The organism is Acidaminococcus nyctereutis, from assembly GCF_052216985.1.
GTDB classification, from domain to species: Bacteria; Bacillota; Negativicutes; order Acidaminococcales; family Acidaminococcaceae; genus Acidaminococcus; species Acidaminococcus fermentans_A.
Window position 1 is genome coordinate 170,402 of record NZ_JBQOUY010000001.1, and the last position, 17,492, is coordinate 187,893.

Sequence of the window (17,492 nt, forward strand, 5' to 3'; positions counted from 1 at the left end):
CACCCCTCCATTTTGTCAGCTGTCAACGGTCAGCGGCCGATAGAAATCAATTTTCAAATTGATTTTAAAACAGCATAAACCGTAGGGGGCGCAGGCCCGGCGCCCCGCAGAACACATGGTCAACTTCTGATTTGGCGGGCAGCCGGGCCTGCTGCCCCTACAGGTACGATTTATCCAATTGTTGCCCTTGTTCAAAGCCAGTTTACTGGCTTCCTTCGGCAGTTGACAGTTGACTGCTGACAGGGTCTGTTGCCCCAGCAACAGACCTACTCCCTCCCTGCATACCCCTTCTCTGCCGCTTCCACAGCCAGTCCCACCAGGCTTTTGTGGCCGGTTTTGCTGAGCATGTTGCTGATGTGGAAGCTGACGGTCCGGCGGGTCAGCTGCAGCCGGTCGGCGATTTCCTGATAGCTCAGATTCTGGCAGACCAGGTGCAGGATCTGGATTTCCCGCTGGGTCAGGGTGGCGTTGTAAAATCCAAAGGTGGTCCGTTCCTGTACATCCGGGAACAGATGCTCCCCCTCCATGGTACGGTGGATGCAGTCCACGAACTGGTCTGCAGCACTTTCTTTGTAGATGAAACTGTCCGCCCCCGCCTCCTGGGCCAGTTCCACAAAATGCACATCCTGGAAACCGGTCATGATGATGACTTTGATCTGGGGAAAATGCTTTTTGATCTTCCGGGTACATTCGATGCCGCTGGTCTTCCCTTCCATGCAGATATCCATCAGTACCACATGGGGCTTCAGCCGGCCGCAGGCTGTTTCCACCATTTCCGAAAAGGGCAGCTGCCCCACCACCTCCAGGTCTTCATAAGGTTCCAGCAGCCTGGCCAGCCCATCCAGCAGGATTTTCTGGTCATCCACCAGCAGAATACGGATCATCGTTCGTCCCTTCCTTTTCTTCCATCCCAAAACGGATTTTCAGTATAAAATGAGGGGTCCCGGAAACGTCCAGTTTCCCGCCCCGGCTTTCCACTTTTTCCCGGATCCCGGTAAGCCCGCCTCCTGCCTGGACGGGTCCGGTGCAGCCCAGTCCATTGTCCTGGATCAGAAGGTTTTCTTCGTCCAGGACCAGAGCCACCTGGCTGGCCCGCCCATGGCAGACGGCATTGGTCAGGGCTTCCCGGATGATCTGCACATACAGTTCCCCTTTCCATTCCTTCTCCGGCAGATTTCCCCGCACGGTGACCAGTACCCCCAGCTTCCGGTACACAGAGACCAGTTCAGCCAGCCGCACCTGGGGTTTCACCCGGATTTCCTGCCGCACATCAGAAAGCATGCTGACCAAAAGGGGCATGATTCGCTGGTAATCCGCAAAATTCCTGTTGTTCAATACCTGCTGGAGCAGGCTGATCCGCATCCCCATCAGATCATGGATCCGGATCCGGATTTCCCGGAGGGTTTCCCGGCTCTGGATTTCCTGGACATGCTGGAGCAGTTCCTTCAGCTCGGCATTTTTCTGCTGCAGCTGCCGGTTCTGCTGGTCCAGGGACTGGTTCAGCCGCTGGAGTTCCGTGACATCACTGGCAGTCAGCTGCCAGTGGGACTGCCCCTGGAAATAGATCTTGACCCGCTGGAACAGCAGCCAGCGGCCGTCCGGCAGCCGGAAAAGCAGCCCACTGCCCTGGTTTTCCCGATGCAGCCCGGGCCTGCGGACTTCCTGGAGCAGGTGCCACAGCATATTGCCGTTCCGGATCCCCACCCCCAGGACACTTTCCGTATACCGGAACAGGGCCCGGTTCATCAGCACCGGTTCGCCGCTAGCCAGCGAGATCAGGACCCCTTCCTCTAAAGAATCAATGGCTTCCTGAATGGAATACTCCGTGATCTGCATCCGTTTTTCCTGGATGGTCTCCGGCAGGAGATCCAGGGACCGCACCAGAAAAAGCCCCAGGGCCAGGCCCATCTCCCAGGGATAGCTCCCGTCGAAAAAGGGCAGAATCGCCATTCCGGCCAGGCACAGGGACAGACACCCGATTGAATCTCCCTGCTGCCACAGGGTCAGCACCAGGAGACTGCCGCCAAGGACCAGACGGAACCCCGTACCATAGGGCTCTTCCCGGCCCAGCTGGATATCCTGGATCAGATCGCTTTCCAGGAGGATCAGGAGGACCAGGATCACCCCTTCCAGCGCTTTCCGGTGGCGAAACCGGAACCGGGGAAGGGGCTGGAGGAAATAGATCAGGAGGCTCTGGCTCATCAGCCCCACAAAGCCCAGCAGCACCAGCACCCGGTGGAACAGGGGTCCCAGCTTCACAAAATCTACCATGATCCGTCCCCCTTCTGGTGCTGAAGAACCAGACTGCTCCCGTATTCCAGTTCCCGGCAGAACAGGCCCCTGCCATAACGAGATTGATGCTGCGCCACAAATTCCCGGACCCAGGGCCGGGGATCCCAGAGCAGGGACAGCTCCCATCCCTTCTCACTTTCTTTGAAGCAGCAGATCTGGGAACTTTCTCCCTGGCGCACCGCCTCTTCCGAAGCCTCCTCCAGCAGCTGGAAGAAAGCCAGGGCCGTTGTCACCGGCAGCTGCCCCTCCAGACGATCGTCCACCAGCGTCTTCACCCCGGTCCGTTCCAGGTAATGGCAGAGTTCCCGGACCGCCAGCTGCAGTTCCCGGACCGGCAGACAGTTGTCTTCCCGTCCCCGGAGCAGCAGCACACACTGCTTCTTCAGGTAGCAGGCCAGCACATTGAGCCGGGCCACCAGCTGCCGGGCCTCAGGGCCCCCTTCCGCCTGTGCCAGGGCCCGGGCATATTGTTGGAAAAGAGGACCTCTGGTCTGGAGGATGCCCTCCACTTCCTCATAGATCCGTTGCCGGGTCTGCTGATGGATCCGTTCTCTCCGGATTTTTTCCCAGTTCCGCCGCAGCCGGTAGACCCGTTGGAGGGTCAGGGCCGTCAGTTCCAGTTTTTTCTTCTTCTGGCGCAGTTCTCCCATATCCTGGTACCATACCACCTGCCCTCCGGAAATGGGCATGGTCCGCCGCTGCCAGTCTCCGTCCGGAGGGACGGGCAGCTGTTCGCACTGGTACACCACACGTCCCTGCCGGTCCAGGATGGTCAGCCCCAGGCGGGAATGGAGAAAGCAGTCCCGATACTGACTGTTCCCCGGCAGCAGCCGGGAACGGAGCAGGGCTTCCATCCAGAGGAAACCGAAAAATGCCGTCCACAGGACCAGTTCACTCCGGAAGATCCATGAAACCCGCAGGATATAGCTGGCAATGTATCCTCCGTACAGCAGGATGACCGTAAAGGGCTGCCACAGCCTCTCCAGACTGATTTTTTCCCGGAAAGCCCTCCAGCACAGCCATCCATTGGCCAGAAGCAGCTGGGCCAGATAACTGAACAGGATCAGGTAATACACAAAGCCATAGGTATAGATATCCTGGTGGGGATTGGTACTGGGCTGGATCTGGAACACCAGCTGATGCCAGTCATTGGTCAGGGCCAGCCCGGCTAAAAGAAGGTCAACAAGCAGCAGGCCCTGGAGCCAGCGGGGAAGAGCCCTGTCTTCCGGGGTCCGGTTGCTGGCATAGCTGATCCAGACCACCAGAAAAGCCAGCAGCCCCATGCAGGGATAATAGCCGTACCAGAGCAGGCGGGCCAGGGCAGCCCAGCCGGTAATCAGGGTCAGCCGCAGCAGCCGGATGGTCAGCCAGACCAGCCACACCCAGATGCTCCAGCCCACCGCCTCCCGGGCCCCCAGCTGGAAGATCCGTTCCCGGAGGGACCCACCCCACAGGATCACCCCGATCATTATGATCAGATACAATACAGGCAGAGGAATGCCAAACCGGGGTTCCTGCAGGAACGGCAGGAGCTCTGTCATTTCCTGTAAAAATTGCTCCATGGTCCCCTCCCTCCTGTCAAGCTAAGTGATTAGCATGACTTTTTCCTCATTATACCATGAAGGAAAGAGAAAGAAAAAGGGACTGCTGCCTGCGGTATGCGGCAACCAGTTTTTGCAGCATATTCAAAAATTTGCCTGCAAATTCAACATTTGGCTCCAGCCATCAGGCTCCAGACTTAAGCCGCTATGCGTCTCTACGACCAGGGGGTTGTTGCACAGAACGTGCAACAACCCCATCCCGGCCTCCCTCTTCACTCTTCCCTATTTTCTTTTTTCACGGTACAATAGAAAGAGAAATCTGATAAAAGGAGGCCTTACCATGCTCGTCCACCATCTGTTGTCCTTTGGTGAACCAGACCGGCTGGCGGTCTTTGACCAGGGCCGTTCCTATACCTACCTGGATCTCCGTACTCTGGTCCGTCAATGCCGGAATGCCCTGTATGCCCAGGGGATCCGGCAGCAGACCCGTGTTGCCATTTTTTCCCGGAAAACCGTCCACTATATCGTTGCTTATCTGGCCCTGGCTTCCCTGGGCGCCATTGCCGTACCCATCAACAGCCAGCTGAGCCAGCGGGAAGTGGGATTCATCCTCAGGGATTCTGAGTCCAGTTTACTGCTCTATACCGGTAATCCTTTTGCCTGGAACGCCCTGGAAGCCACGGCGGATCTGGAGGGATCCATCCGCCAGCTGCCTCTGGACGGGTATCTGGACAGCCCGGCCCCGGAAGCGCCGTCTCTTTCGGAAACCTTCACGGACCAGGAGCCTTTCCTCATCATCTATACTTCCGGCACCACCGGCCGGCCCAAAGGGGCTCTGCTGTCCCACGCCAATGTGACCTGCAACGCCCGCCAGTTCCAGGAAATCCTCCGCATCACCCCAGAGGACCGGGTGCTGGCGGTGCTGCCCCTGTACCACTGTTTCTGCCTGATCACCGCCTTGATCAATCCACTGCTGGTGGGAGCCTCCATCTTCCTGTATGACAGCGTGAACCTGAAGGACATTGTCCATTTCATCCGGGACCAGCAGCTGACGGTGCTGTACCTGGTGCCTTCCCTCTGTTCCCTGCTCATCCGCCGGGGACAGCCGGAGGACCTGACCTCCGTCCGGTACACCGTGGTGGGAGGCACCGCCATGCCACTTTCCCTTCTCCAGGCTTTTGAAGCCCGGTACCATCAGCCCATCATTGAAGGATACGGCCTTTCGGAAGCTTCGCCGGTGGTGTCCGTCAATCCCCCGGAGAAGGTGAAAAGCGGCACCATTGGCCTGCCCCTGCCGGAGATCCAGGTGAAGGTGGTGGATCCGGGGGGCCGGGAAATGCCCCAGGGCAGCCGGGGCGAACTGCTGGTCAAAGGCCCCAATGTAATGCTGGGCTACTGGCATCTGCCGAAAGCCACGGCAGATGCCCTGGTGGACGGATGGCTCCACACAGGCGATGTGGTGGTGGAAGATCAGGACGGATACCTGCGGCTCGTGGACCGGCTGAAGGACATGATCATCAGCATGGGGGAAAACATCTATCCCCGGGAAATCGAAGAACTGGTCTACGCCTACCCGGGCATCGACGAAGCGGCGGTCATCGGCATCCCGGACAAGCTCCGGGGCCAGGCCGGATGCTGCTTCTACACGGTCCGGGAAGGGGAAACCGTGGACCCCAGGGCCCTGAAAAAATACCTGCAGCAGAATCTGGCCATCTACAAAGTCCCCCGGGTATTCCGTCAGCTGGAAACCATGCCCCACCTGGCAACGGGGAAAATCGCGAAGAAGGAACTTAAATGAAAAAGGAGTACTGCACATGAGCGTGCAGTACTCCTTTTTTGTCAGCTGACCGTTGACAGGGCTGTTGCTCACGCAATAGCCCCATTTTTTATCCCCTTACCAACCGGTAGTACTTCTTCTTCCCTTTCCGCAGCATCAGGCTTTCTTTGTCTGCGAACAGGGCGTCGTCCACCAGGGTATCCACGTCGGTGACTTTGGCATCATCGATGGAAAGGCCGTTCTGCTGCATCAGCCGGCGGCCTTCGCTCTTGGTGGCGATCACCTTGTTTTCTGCCAGGAGGTCCAGCAGACGGCAACCCCATTCATCCTTCCGGACGGTGATGGTGGGCACATTGTCCAGGTTGCTGCCGGATCCGAACAGGGCTTCCGTGGCGTTTTTGGCCTTTTCCGCTTCGGCTTCCCCGTGGACGATCTTGGTCACTTCGTAAGCCAGCACTTTCTTGGCTTCGTTGATTTCCGCTCCCTGGAGAGCTCCCAGACGGCGCACTTCCTCCATGGGCAGGAAGGTCAGCAGGGCCAGGCATTTTTCCACATCTGCATCATCGATATTCCGCCAGTACTGGTAGAAATCGTAAGGAGAGAATTTCTCCGGATCCAGCCATACGGCGCCGCCTACGGTCTTGCCCATTTTTTGGCCCTGGCTGTTGGTCAAGAGGGTGTTAGTCATGCAGTAAGCCGGCTGCCGGTCTTTCCGGCGGATCAGTTCCACCCCGGCGATCATGTTGGACCATTGGTCATCCCCGCCCAGCTCCATGACACAGTTATAGTTTTTATGCAGGGTATAGAAGTCGTAAGCCTGCATGATCATGTAGTTCATTTCAAAGAAGGTCAGTCCGTTGTCACTGGCCAGACGGGACTTGTAGCAGTCGGCAGCCAGCATCCGGTTCACGGAGAAATGGACCCCCACGCTCCGGAGCATATCCACATAGTTCAGCTTCAGCAGCCAGTCAGCATTATTGGCCACAATGGCCTTCCCTTCGGACAGGTCGATGAACCGGCCGATCTGCTTCTTGAAGCATGCGATATTGTGATTGATGAATTCGGGGGTGAGCATCTTCCGCATCTCGTTCTTGCCGCTGGGGTCCCCCACCATGCCAGTACCGCCGCCCAACAGGATGATGGGACGGTGGCCGGCCCGCTGCATATGGGCCATGACCATCAGGGCGATGAAGTGGCCTACGTGGAGGCTGTCCGCGGTGGGATCAAAGCCGATATAGAAGGTGATCTTTTCCTTTCCCAGCAGTTCTCTGATTTCATCCGGGTGGGACATCTGTTTCAGGTATCCCCGTTCTTCCAGTACATCCAATACGTTCATGGAACATCCTCCTGTAGTGATTGTTACGCAAAAAGCCGGCTGGCCCGGCAAAAAACGCCTGACCAGCCCGGCCGATCATTTCTTGGGAATTTCAGACGTGCAGTGGGGGCACCGGGTCGCTTCCGGGTCCACTGGCATTTTGCAGAACGGACACAGGGTAGGTTCTGCCTTGGGTTCTTCTTTCTTGAAACGGTTCAGCAGGGAGATCAGACAGAAGATCACAAAGGCCATGATGATGAAATCGATGACATTGGTGATGAAGCTGCCATAAGCGATCACTGGCAGTTTGGCCGCTTTGGCTTCTGCCAGGCTGCTGACTTTCTTGCTGGACAGGTTGATGAACAGATCGGAGAAATCCACCCCGCCGATGAGGATTCCCAGGGGCGGCATGATGATATCATTCACTGCAGAAGATACGATTTTTCCGAATGCACCCCCGATGATGACACCGACGGCCATGTCCACTACATTGCCCCGGAGGGCGAAGGCTTTAAATTCTTTCAAAAAGCTCCCCATTATGTTCTCCCCTTATTTTTTCGGTGGCAGGATTTCCAGCCAATAGTTGTCCGGATCCGTGATGAAATAAATCCCCATAGCCGGATTCTCGAAGCAGATGCAGCCCATTTTTTCGTGCTTGGCATGGGCAGCCGCAAAATCATCGGTTTCAAAGGCCAGATGGAATTCGTTGTCCCCCAGGTTGTAGGGCTCCTTCCGGTCTTTCAGCCAAGTCAGTTCCAGCCGGTGACTGGTCTGGTGGTCCCCCAGATACACGATGGTGAAATCCGGTTTTTCGATCCGCCGGGTTTCTTCCAGGCCCAGAGCTTCTTTGTAAAAAGCCAGGGATTTCTGGAGATCCAGCACATTGAAGTTGTTGTGGACGAATTTAAAGTTCATAGCAGGTTTCCTTTCTCTGTCATGATGCCTTTTTCCGCTTGGAAATGATGGAAAGGCAGGAGCCGAACAGGATCAGGGCAATGCCCACGATCATATTCACCGTTATGGGTTCGTCGATGACCAGCCAGGCCATGAAGGCCGTCAGGATGGGTTTGATATAAAAGGCCAGAGAGGCCGTAGCTGGATCCGTATATTCCATGGCCAGGAAATAGCTGGCATACCCCAGGCCAGTGACCCCTACGGCAATATAAGCCAGGGGCGGGATATGGGCTGCAGTCAGCCCGCTGAGGATGGGGATATCGGTGAACACCTTGAGACCCAGGCTCAGCATCAGGCTGCGCACCGGCTGGAGAGTGGAAAGTCCGATCAGCAGCAGCATCTCCAGGGACCCGCAAACAAAGCTCAGGCTGGTCATAGCGATGCCCCCGTAGCGCTGGGCGTGTTTCCGTCCGGCGATCCCGTAGAGGGCAAAGGTCATAGCGGACAGCAGGATCAGGATCACGCTGAGCTGGCTGCCGGTCATATTGGCCGGATCCACGATGCAGATGATCCCAGCAAAACTGGCCATCAAGGAAAAGATGGTCAGCTTATCGATGGGCTCCCCTAAAAGGAAATAGGCAAAGAGCACCACGAACACTGGGTTGCAGCTGAATATGACCCCGTTGACGGAAGCCTTGCCATAGACAATGGCCATCTGGTAGAGGATCATGCTGACCACGACCCCCAGGAACCCAGAGAACAGGAAGAATTTCAGATCCTGCCCATTCAGCTGCACATTTTTCTTCTTCAAGGCATTGAAGGCCATGGGCATCAGCACCAAGCCGCCGATGAGGAAACGGAGGAATGTGATCTGGATGGGATGGAACATGTTCCCGAAAAACTTCAGGGCCGTTTCCATGGTCCCAAACAAAAATGCCGTGACAAGGACGAAAATATACCCCTTATTCATATAACCAATAGACTCCTTCCAGGATACAGTCCCCTTATTTTTCTCCGATGATCCGGACTTCCGGTTCCAGCCAGACGCCGCTGGCTGCATGGACCCGTTCCTTCACATCGTCCATCAGCTGCAAGATTTCTGTCGCTGTAGCATGGCCCCGGTTCACCACGAACCCCGTGTGTTTTTCCGATACCTGGGCATCACCGATCCGATAGCCCCGAAGGCCCGCCTGATCGATGAGCGCTGCTGCAAAATATCCTGGAGGTCTCTTAAATGTGCTTCCCGCGCTGGGGAAATTCAAAGGCTGTTTGCTGACCCGTTTCCGGGTAAATTCACTGATGCGTTCCCTTATAGCATCCGGATCATCCTGAGTCAGTTCCAATGTGGCGCCCAGGATGATGTCTCCGCTGTCCATGACAGCGGAATGACGGTACCGGAATCCCATTTCTTCCTGGTCCAGGACCCGGAGTTCTCCCCGGCTGTCCGCCACCGTGACCGAACGGACCAGATCCCCGATTTCGCCTCCGTAAGCCCCCGCATTCATGAGGACAGCGCCTCCCAGGCTGCCAGGGATCCCGGAAGCGAATTCCAATCCCGCCAATCCTCCTTCAGCCGCCGCTGAAGCCAGCCGGGACAGGAGCACCCCTGCCTCCACCCGGATGGTGCAGCCATCCAGGATCAGCTGTTTCAAGGAGCTGCCCAGTTTCACCACACAGCCTCGGATCCCTTTATCCATGACCAGGAGATTGGATCCGTTGCCGATAACGGTCAGGGGGACCTTTTGGGTATGGATTTCCCGGAGCAGCTGGCAGACTTCTTCCTGGCTTTCCGGTTCCACCAGCAAATCTGCAGGGCCGCCCACTCGGAAGGTGGTATACCGCTCCATCGGGGCATTGATCTGGTATTTTCCTGGCAATTCCTTTTCCAGGAAAGAAAGCAATGCGGATATGCCCATTATTCCAGAGCTTCCTTCAGGGTATCGCTGAGGGTCTTGGACAGGTCCCCGATCATCATCTGGAACCGGATGTAACCCTGGATGTAATCAGCGGCCACAGGGTTCAGCTGGAGCACATTATACAGGTCCTGCATTTTCTTGACTTTGGCATCATCTGGTTTCTGGCCCTGGTACTGCTGGAGTTCCAGTTCCTGTTTCTGCTTCAGGAAATCCTTTACCATAGATTCTGCAGAAGAGTCCTTGGCCAATTTCCCTTTGGCTTCCACCAGCACTTTATATTCATGGGATTCCTTGATGGCTTTGCAGAGATTGTTCATTTCATCATAGACATTCATGGTTTGAACCTCCTAAAAATCGATTCATATCTTATTAATTTTACCATAAAAGGAAAAAAGTTGCAGACAAATTTTAAGAACGGGGAAGGGGATGTTGCGCGCGTAAAAACCACACACGTGCAACATTCCCTTTGTCATAGGTCATAGGTCATATGTCATACGTCATACGTCATACGCTTTTAGAAATCAATTTTTTCCAAATTGATTTTGAAATTTCAAAACCTACTATGGAATTCAATAGATTTTCTTGCATTCGTCCCCAGCACCAGCTGGCTTCCATCGACGTAGGACCTATGACGTATGACGGGGGTGTGAATTTTTTCATGCCCCCATTCACTGATTCAGCACCTGATACCGGTTCCCAGCATCATAGTCGAAATGCCACCACTCCATGTCGCTGGCAGTGAACCCCTGGAGAGTCATCTGCTGCCGGAGCAGGTCCCGCAAGCAGCGCTGTTTCTGGGTTCCTCCAGCAAACTGAGCGTACTGAGCCGGGGAAGGTTCGTCAAAATCTGAGATCATGGCCACTTCTTCCCCGGTATCCAGCTGGTACAGGCTCACATCGATGCTCCGGCCGGAGTTATGGGAATAGCCTGCTTCTGCCTTGGGCAGCATCGCGGCATGCTCTTTGCCCAGGGCCAGGGCAGCCAATTTAAAATCCTGCCAGGAACGGTAGGCTTCCCAGACCACCAGGCCATATCCATAGGGCCGTAGTCCCGCTTGGACCCGCGCCAATGCCTGGGCTGCATTCCGGTCCAGCAGAGCCTGGGTGCTCAGCACCAGAGGCGCCCCGAACAGGTTGTTGTCCGTGGTGTACCGGAGATCCAACTTCAGTCCTGGCACTGCCTGGGCCAGGTCCACCAGTTCTGCGGTCTTGTCATAGGGCAGGCTGGGGGGCACAGCCACAGCCGCTTCTTTCCGCAGTTCTTCCAGAGGCCTGGCCGGCGTCACCCGGATGGGCTTGCCATTCTCTCCCCCCACGAACCTGCGGGTATAGCTTTTCTGTCCCAGGTTCAGGCTGATCCCCAGACCGTTCTTGTCCCGATCAAAACGAAGGGTACTGTCCGCATCCGTATTGGGACCCACTTCCCGGAGCTCGTAATTGTCATAATGGTTCTTGACCAGGGTATACACATTGCTGCCGGTATAATCCCGGTCCTTGGGCTGGAAATGGTACAGCAGCTGGAGCTGTCCTTTGTCCTCCCGTACTGCCACCTGCTCTCCATTGCCCTGGTAAAACCCGATCAGTGCCGCTTCTTCCCGGTTCAAGTCCTCCGGTTCCCAGGCACCAGCCCAGGCCGTCAGGGAAAGGCCAAAGGCCAGCCAAACTGATAGGATCCCTGTTTTCTTACCCATTTCTCTCCTCCTCTTCCTGCGCAACGGTATCATCTTCCGCCAGAGGCTGGATATTCTCCACCACTTCGGCTTCATGGGCACCATCTTGGGTCACTTTCGGTTTTTCCTGGAAAGGAGGGAAGGTAATCACAAAAGCCGTCCCCTTGCCCACCTTGCTCTTCACCTGGACCTTTGCCTTGTGCATCCGGATGATTTCTTTCCCGATGGCCAGTCCCAGGCCCGTGCCGGGGATATGGCGGGAATGGGATTTATCCGCCTTATAGAACCGTTCCCAGATGTAGGGGATGTCCTCTTCGGGGATCCCGTATCCCTGGTCCACCACCGTAAGGATGACACCGCCCTGCCGGTTCTTTATGACCTGGAAGCGGATCACAGAGCTGTCCGGGGAATATTTGATGGCATTGTCCCCCAGGATCATTACCAGCTGGTACAGCCGGTCCCCATTGCCCAAGACCAGGAGGCTGTCGTCCACATACTGTTCCAGCCGGATATCCCGTTTCTGGGCCCGGCCTTCCAGCATGTTCACTACACTTTCTACCACTTTCCCCAGGGGGATGGGTTCCACTTCCTCTCCTTCTCCCCTCTGGAGCCGGCTGATATCCAGCAGTTCGTTGATCAGCCGTTCCAGCCGCTGGGTCTCATCGTTGATCAGCTTCCGGTATTTCTTCACATCTTCCGGATCGGTGATGGTCCCATCGGACAGGGCTTCATTATAGCCCTGGATGATGGTGATGGGAGTCCGGAGTTCATGGGACACATTGGCTACGAAATCCCGGCGCATCTTTTCCATCTTCCGGGTCTTCCGGACAAACTGTTCCAGGTCCCGTCCCAAGGAATTCAGGCTGCGGCCCAGATCAGCGATTTCATCATCTCCGTCCACCGCTACTTTCAGGGAGTAGTCCCCTAAGGCAATGGCTTTTGCGGAGTTCTTCATAGAAATCAGCGGTTTGACCATCCGACGGGTCAGTCCGCTGACGATGATCACGCTGATGCACAGGGCAATGATTCCTACGATGATGGTATAGATATAGATGTCCTTCAGGACACGGTTCAGTCCGCCCAAGGGGGAAGCCAGCAGCATAGCCCCAGAAACCGTGCCATGGTTGTCCTTCAGGGGGATCCCCACCATCAGGACCTGCTCCTTGTAGTAAGGATGGTAGATCCGTTCGTTGACCCGTTCTCCGCCATATACTTTGGTAAGGATCTTCTGGAACCGTTCGTGGCCGTTCCCGCTCTGCCGGATCTGCTTGTCGATGGCAGCCACGCTCTGCATCCATTTTTCCCGTCGGCGTGCTTCCCGTTCCTGCTTGGAATCGTTTCCTTCCCGACCCTGCTCGTACTCGGTCCCGGTTTCCGAGGCCGCGATCAGATCGAACTGCTTGTTGAACACCCAGATCCGGGCCCCTACCAGCTGGTCCATGGACGTGAGATATTCCCGCAGGATGGCCTTATCCATGCTCATGGCATCGAAATACCGGATCATCATGGCCACCTGGCCGCCCTTATCATTGAGTTCCAGTTCCTTGGTCCGGAAGAAATAATCGGTGATCAGGTAACTGAGTCCGATGGAAATCCCTACGATAATAGCCAGAATCAGGCCCATGTAACTGTACATGAGCCTGGTGCTTAATGACTTTTTCACTTTTTGACCTCGAATTTATACCCTACACCCCATACGGTCATGATGTCCCAAGTAGAATCCGGGGGGATATCCAGTTTATGCCGGACCCGTTTGATGTGGGTATCCACGGTCCGGGTATCGCCGTAATAGGTATAGCCCCAGATCTTTTCCAGCAGCTGGTTCCGGCTGAACACGATCCCGGGATTGGAAGCCAGGCACCAGAGGAGTTCCATCTCCTTGGCTGTAAAGGTGATTTCCCGGCCAAAGGCTACGACCCGGTATTCACTGAGGTTGATCATCAGGTTGGGATATTCCAGCACCTGCTTATTCTGGCTGCTGATGGAGGCATTGGTCCGCCGGAGCACGGCTTTGACCCTGGCTACCACTTCTCTTGTATTGAAAGGTTTGGAGATATAATCATCCGCCCCGATCTCCAGCCCCAGGATCCGATCATCATCCGAATCCTTGGCTGTCAGCATGATGATGGGGATATCAGAGATCTTGCGGACCTGTTTGCAGACTTCCAGCCCATCCAATACCGGCATCATGATGTCCAGCAGGATGATATCCGGTTTCCCGGCCTGGACTTGGACCAGGGCTTCCGCCCCATCGGCCGCCTCGATGACCTTGAAGCCTTCTTTCTTGAAATAAATGCTTAAGATTTCGCGGATCTGCGGTTCATCATCCGCAATCAATACAGTCTGTTGTTTGTTCATAGACAGCCCTCACTCTTCTGGCAGGGAACCTGCCGGGTTGCAGGATCCTTTCCCAAGGATCCCAAGTACCAGAGCGCTTATCGCAGCGTTCTATTTTATCTATTATAGCATAAATCCCAAAAAAGAGTAACGAGGCCGCCGCTTCCGCAACAGCCCCGTTTTTTATCCCAAGGCCCCTCTTACAAGTCAAGCCGGCTCCCTGGCTCTACTACAGCCACTCTGCTGTGTGTGGTAGCTTCCACCTCTTTTTTGAAAGCTTCCGGATCCTGGGCGATGATGGGCCAGGTATTGTAATGGATGGGGATGACCAAAGGCACGGCCAGCAGTTCTGCCGCCAGACGGGCATCTTTCGGCCCCATGGTATAGTTGTCCCCGATGGGCAGCAGGGCCACATCGATCTTTTCCAGCCGGGACAGGAGAGCCATATCTCCGAACACACTGGTATCCCCGGCAAAATACACGGTCTTCCCGCCAAATCCTACGATGAATCCGCAGGCATGGCCACCGGCGATCCCACTGCCGTGGAAAGCCGGGGTGATCCGTACCCGTCCAAAAGGAAAGCTGTGGGTCCCTCCCAAATGCATAGCATGGGCTCGGACCCCATGGGAAGCCGCATCGTTAGCGATTTCTGCCGTAGAGATGAGCAAGGCATCATTGGCTTTGGCAATGGCATAGGCAGACCCCAGATGGTCGCCATGGAAATGGGAGACAAAGATCACATCAGCCTGGATATCTTCTGGGGACAGTCCTTCCGGATTCCCGTCCAGATAGGGATCGAACAGGAGCGTCGTGGTCCCATCACACAAAGTAAAACAGGCATGGTGGATATAATGGAACTGCAGCATAGCTTTTCCTCCTTCTTTACCGGATCACCCTGGCCCCTTCCGGATCGATGTCCAGGAAATGCAGGGTGGTCTCCATCTGGCGCTGGGCAAAGGGCTTTTTCATGGCTTCCCCGATCTTTCGGGCATCGGCCTCAGCAGGGACATAGGCCAGCAGCGTTGAACCAGCTCCGGAAATGATGCCGTTATAGGCCCCGGCCTGCCGGGCTGCTTCCAGGGCTTCCGCCGCTCCAGGGATCAGGGGCAGCCGATAGGGTTGGTGGAGCCGGTCCTCCAGCGCCGTCCCCAGGAAATGGTAGTCCCCGCTCATCAGGGATCCAACTAAAAGCGCTGCCCGGCTCACATTATAGACAGCATCTTTATGGAGGATCTTTTCCGGCAAGGCTGCCCGGGCTTTGGATGTGGGCAGGGGCAGGGCAGGTACCAGGACCACCAGTTTCAGCGGTTTGGCCAGGGACAGCTTCAGGCTTTCCACTTTTCCCTTCTCCATCACATTCACGGTGATGCCGCCCAAGATGGCCGGAGCCACATTATCGGGATGGCCTTCGATCCGTGCTGCTTCTGTCACCAGCTCTTCTTTGGAAAGAGGATTCCCTGCCAGGGCATTGGCCGCAGTCAGGCCAGCTACAATGGCCGTGGAGCTGCTGCCCAGGCCCCGGGAGACAGGGACCTGGATCTTACAAGTGATCTTCAAACCTGTATCCGGCTGCTGGAGTTTCTCCCAAAGGGTGTAAAAAGACTGGGCGGCCAGGTTGTTCCGGCCCTGGGGCAGATTGGACGCTCCTTGTCCTTCGGCGGTCACATGGATGCCTTCGGCTTCCGATACCAGTTCATAGGTGAAAACATTATAAAGGGTACAAGCCAGCCCCAGGCAGTCGAAGCCCGGTCCGCAGTTGGCGGATGTGGCTGGCACCTGTACCGTGACTTTTCTGCTGTTTCCTGCCATGGTACGCACCTGCTTCCTTTAGTCCAAGGTGCTGTCTTCCACACGGATGATGTTGCAGATCCGTGCCACCACAGCCAATTTGGACAGAGCCTCTGCTGCCTTCCGAAGGGCAAATTCCGAGACGCCGTAGGTGATCACGACGATTTCCGCCAACGTGCCCAGGGAACGTTTCTGGACGACGGTCTTCAGGCTGACCTTGTTCTCCCCGAAGGCCGAAGCGATGGTGGCCCAGACCCCGGGCCGGTCTTCTACCAGCATCCGGATGTAGCAAGGAGAGATGATCTCTTCTGGCGGCAGGATGGATTTCATTTCATAGCAGGTACAGCCCACCCGTCCCGTGCAGCCGGCCAGGATATTCCGGGTGCTTTCGATGATGTCCCCGCAGACAGCGCTGGCTGTGGGCATCCGTCCGGCGCCCCGTCCAAAGAACATGGCTTCCCCGATGGGCTGGCCTTCCACATAGACGGCATTGAACACGTCATTGACCGTAGCCAGGGGATGGTCTTTCCGGAGCATGGTGGGATGGACCCGAGCGCTCACGCCTTTCCCTTCCTTCTGCTTGGCAATGCCCAGCAGTTTGATCACATACCCCAGTTCGTCGGCGTATTCGATATCCCGGGAAGAGATCTTATCGATGCCTTCCACATACACATCGTCCAGGTTCACCCGGCTGTTGAAAGCGATGGAGGCCAGGATGGCAATCTTCCGGGCCGCGTCGAAGCCTCCCACATCGGCCGTGGGATCGCTTTCTGCATACCCTTTTTCCTGGGCTTCTTTCAGCACTTCAGCAAAATCCATATGGTCCTGGGTCATCTTGGTGAGCATATAGTTGGTGGTCCCATTGATGATCCCCATGATTTTGCTGATTTTGTTGGCTGCCAAGCTTTCCTTCAGTGGCCGGATGATGGGGATCCCCCCGGCCACAGCTGCTTCAAAGAGGAAGTCCACATGATTGGCAGCGGCCAGTTCGAAGAGTTCTTTCCCGTGGGTGGCCACCACATCTTTGTTGGCGGTGACTACATTTTTCCCGGCTTTCAGGGCCGCTTCAATATATTCCAGTGCTGGATGCTCCCGGCCCATCAGTTCCACCACCACATCGATTTCCGGATCCTCCACGATGTCTTCGATCTTATCCGTCGTTGCCAAGCTGGCATCTAGAGCCCGGACTTTTTCTGGATGGCGGGCCAGGACTTTTTTGATGCAGATTTCTGCCCCTACCCGTTCCGTGATGAGCGGCCGATTCTGGTTCAGTACCAGGATCACACCGCCGCCTACCGTTCCGGCTCCCAGCAGTCCGATATTGATCTTTCTTTGTTTTGCCTTAGCCAATCCCCTCATCCTCCTCGTTGTAAAGGGGCTGCCGGAATCGACAGCCCACAACAATCCATCTTTTCCAATTGTCAACAGACCCGGCAAGCGACCTTCCAACCGGCTGCCAGTCTCTCAGTCCACCTGTCCCAGTACGTCCAGGCGCTTCACTCCTTCGATCAGCCGGAGTTTGTCCAGCAAAGCTTCCATATCGATGGTCAGGTATTTGGTCTCTACAGAGATGGTGGTATTGGCTACTCCCTGGAGAGGCACGCCCTGGTTGATGGTGATGACGCTCCCACCGTCACCGGCAATAGTATTGAGCACACTGGAAAGGACACCGGGTTTGTGTTCCAGCAGGAGAGAAATGGTGATGACCTTTTCTTTGCTGGCATCATAAAACGGGAATACATAGTCCTTGTATTTGTAATAGGCACTGCGGCTCAGCCCTACCTTGCTCACCGCTTCATTGACCGTCTTCATCTTTCCTCGTTTCAGGATTTCTTTGACCAGGATGGTTTTTTTGATTGCTTCGGGGAGAATTTCTTCTCTGACTAAATAAAATTCGGATTTCTTCTCATTGGCCATGTGTCATCTATCCTTTCCATAAGAATCTTAATCCTTCCTAGGAAG

Annotated in this window: 17 protein-coding genes; 1 reads left to right on the top strand and 16 read right to left on the bottom strand. The window is 55.7% G+C overall.

The features are described 5' to 3' along the window. Positions 1–266: 266 nt before the first annotated feature. From ACTUHY_RS00910 to ACTUHY_RS00920, 3 genes are read right to left on the bottom strand one after another with little or no spacing between them, the layout of a single operon-like run. Positions 267–884: a response regulator transcription factor gene (locus ACTUHY_RS00910; RefSeq protein ID WP_012938209.1), complete on the bottom strand. Its 618-nt coding sequence runs from the start codon at positions 882–884 to the stop codon at positions 267–269. Further along, the gene (locus ACTUHY_RS00915) at positions 859–2,271 is read right to left on the bottom strand and encodes a histidine kinase (RefSeq protein WP_442826238.1); all 1,413 of its coding nucleotides are present in this window, start codon (positions 2,269–2,271) and stop codon (positions 859–861) included. Before ACTUHY_RS00915 ends, ACTUHY_RS00910 begins: the two co-directional genes overlap by 26 nt. Then, positions 2,265–3,854, bottom strand: a complete 1,590-nt coding sequence (locus ACTUHY_RS00920; protein WP_143025737.1) for a hypothetical protein — start codon at positions 3,852–3,854, stop codon at positions 2,265–2,267. The genes ACTUHY_RS00915 and ACTUHY_RS00920 overlap by 7 nt, the downstream gene beginning before the upstream one ends. A 319-nt stretch (positions 3,855–4,173) precedes the next feature. Between ACTUHY_RS00920 and ACTUHY_RS00925 the strand changes: the two genes are divergently transcribed. Next, a complete protein-coding gene (locus ACTUHY_RS00925) occupies positions 4,174–5,631 on the top strand; it encodes a class I adenylate-forming enzyme family protein (protein ID WP_442826239.1) in 1,458 nt (485 codons plus the stop codon). A gap of 88 nt (positions 5,632–5,719) precedes the next feature. Here the strand turns inward: ACTUHY_RS00925 and tyrS are convergent, their stop codons facing one another. The 13 genes from tyrS to ACTUHY_RS00990 form a co-directional block, all read right to left on the bottom strand. Beyond that, positions 5,720–6,946, bottom strand: a complete 1,227-nt coding sequence (gene tyrS / locus ACTUHY_RS00930; protein ID WP_442826240.1) for a tyrosine--tRNA ligase — start codon at positions 6,944–6,946, stop codon at positions 5,720–5,722. A 75-nt stretch (positions 6,947–7,021) separates the two neighbouring features. Continuing rightward, on the bottom strand, positions 7,022–7,462 hold the full coding sequence (mscL, locus tag ACTUHY_RS00935; protein ID WP_442826241.1) for a large conductance mechanosensitive channel protein MscL: 441 nt from the start codon (positions 7,460–7,462) through the stop codon (positions 7,022–7,024). A 12-nt stretch (positions 7,463–7,474) separates the two neighbouring features. Then, positions 7,475–7,840 carry a VOC family protein gene (locus ACTUHY_RS00940; RefSeq protein WP_278675259.1) on the bottom strand — a complete coding sequence of 122 codons (366 nt, stop codon included), beginning with the start codon at positions 7,838–7,840 and terminating at the stop codon, positions 7,475–7,477. Between the two features lie 19 nt (positions 7,841–7,859). Next, on the bottom strand, positions 7,860–8,789 hold the full coding sequence (locus tag ACTUHY_RS00945; protein WP_442826242.1) for a DMT family transporter: 930 nt from the start codon (positions 8,787–8,789) through the stop codon (positions 7,860–7,862). A gap of 34 nt (positions 8,790–8,823) precedes the next feature. Beyond that, the gene (murB, locus tag ACTUHY_RS00950; RefSeq protein WP_442826243.1) at positions 8,824–9,735 is read right to left on the bottom strand and encodes a UDP-N-acetylmuramate dehydrogenase; all 912 of its coding nucleotides are present in this window, start codon (positions 9,733–9,735) and stop codon (positions 8,824–8,826) included. Further along, positions 9,735–10,070, bottom strand: coding sequence for a YlbF/YmcA family competence regulator (locus ACTUHY_RS00955; protein WP_278675255.1), 336 nt, complete (start codon positions 10,068–10,070; stop codon positions 9,735–9,737). Before ACTUHY_RS00955 ends, murB begins: the two co-directional genes overlap by 1 nt. 333 nt (positions 10,071–10,403) lie before the next feature. Then, positions 10,404–11,426, bottom strand: a complete 1,023-nt coding sequence (locus ACTUHY_RS00960; protein WP_442826244.1) for a M15 family metallopeptidase — start codon at positions 11,424–11,426, stop codon at positions 10,404–10,406. After that, a complete protein-coding gene (locus tag ACTUHY_RS00965; RefSeq protein ID WP_442826245.1) occupies positions 11,419–13,068 on the bottom strand; it encodes a sensor histidine kinase in 1,650 nt (549 codons plus the stop codon). Before ACTUHY_RS00965 ends, ACTUHY_RS00960 begins: the two co-directional genes overlap by 8 nt. After that, a complete protein-coding gene (locus tag ACTUHY_RS00970) occupies positions 13,065–13,763 on the bottom strand; it encodes a response regulator transcription factor (protein WP_278675252.1) in 699 nt (232 codons plus the stop codon). The genes ACTUHY_RS00965 and ACTUHY_RS00970 overlap by 4 nt, the downstream gene beginning before the upstream one ends. 179 nt (positions 13,764–13,942) lie before the next feature. Then, a complete protein-coding gene (locus tag ACTUHY_RS00975; protein WP_442826246.1) occupies positions 13,943–14,608 on the bottom strand; it encodes a metal-dependent hydrolase in 666 nt (221 codons plus the stop codon). Positions 14,609–14,624: 16 nt separating this feature from the next. Then, on the bottom strand, positions 14,625–15,551 hold the full coding sequence (thrB, locus tag ACTUHY_RS00980; protein ID WP_442826247.1) for a homoserine kinase: 927 nt from the start codon (positions 15,549–15,551) through the stop codon (positions 14,625–14,627). 18 nt (positions 15,552–15,569) lie between these two features. Beyond that, the gene (locus ACTUHY_RS00985; protein WP_442826248.1) at positions 15,570–16,880 is read right to left on the bottom strand and encodes a homoserine dehydrogenase; all 1,311 of its coding nucleotides are present in this window, start codon (positions 16,878–16,880) and stop codon (positions 15,570–15,572) included. A 114-nt stretch (positions 16,881–16,994) separates the two neighbouring features. Next, positions 16,995–17,447 carry an ACT domain-containing protein gene (locus ACTUHY_RS00990; protein WP_278675247.1) on the bottom strand — a complete coding sequence of 151 codons (453 nt, stop codon included), beginning with the start codon at positions 17,445–17,447 and terminating at the stop codon, positions 16,995–16,997. Positions 17,448–17,492 lie beyond the last annotated feature (45 nt).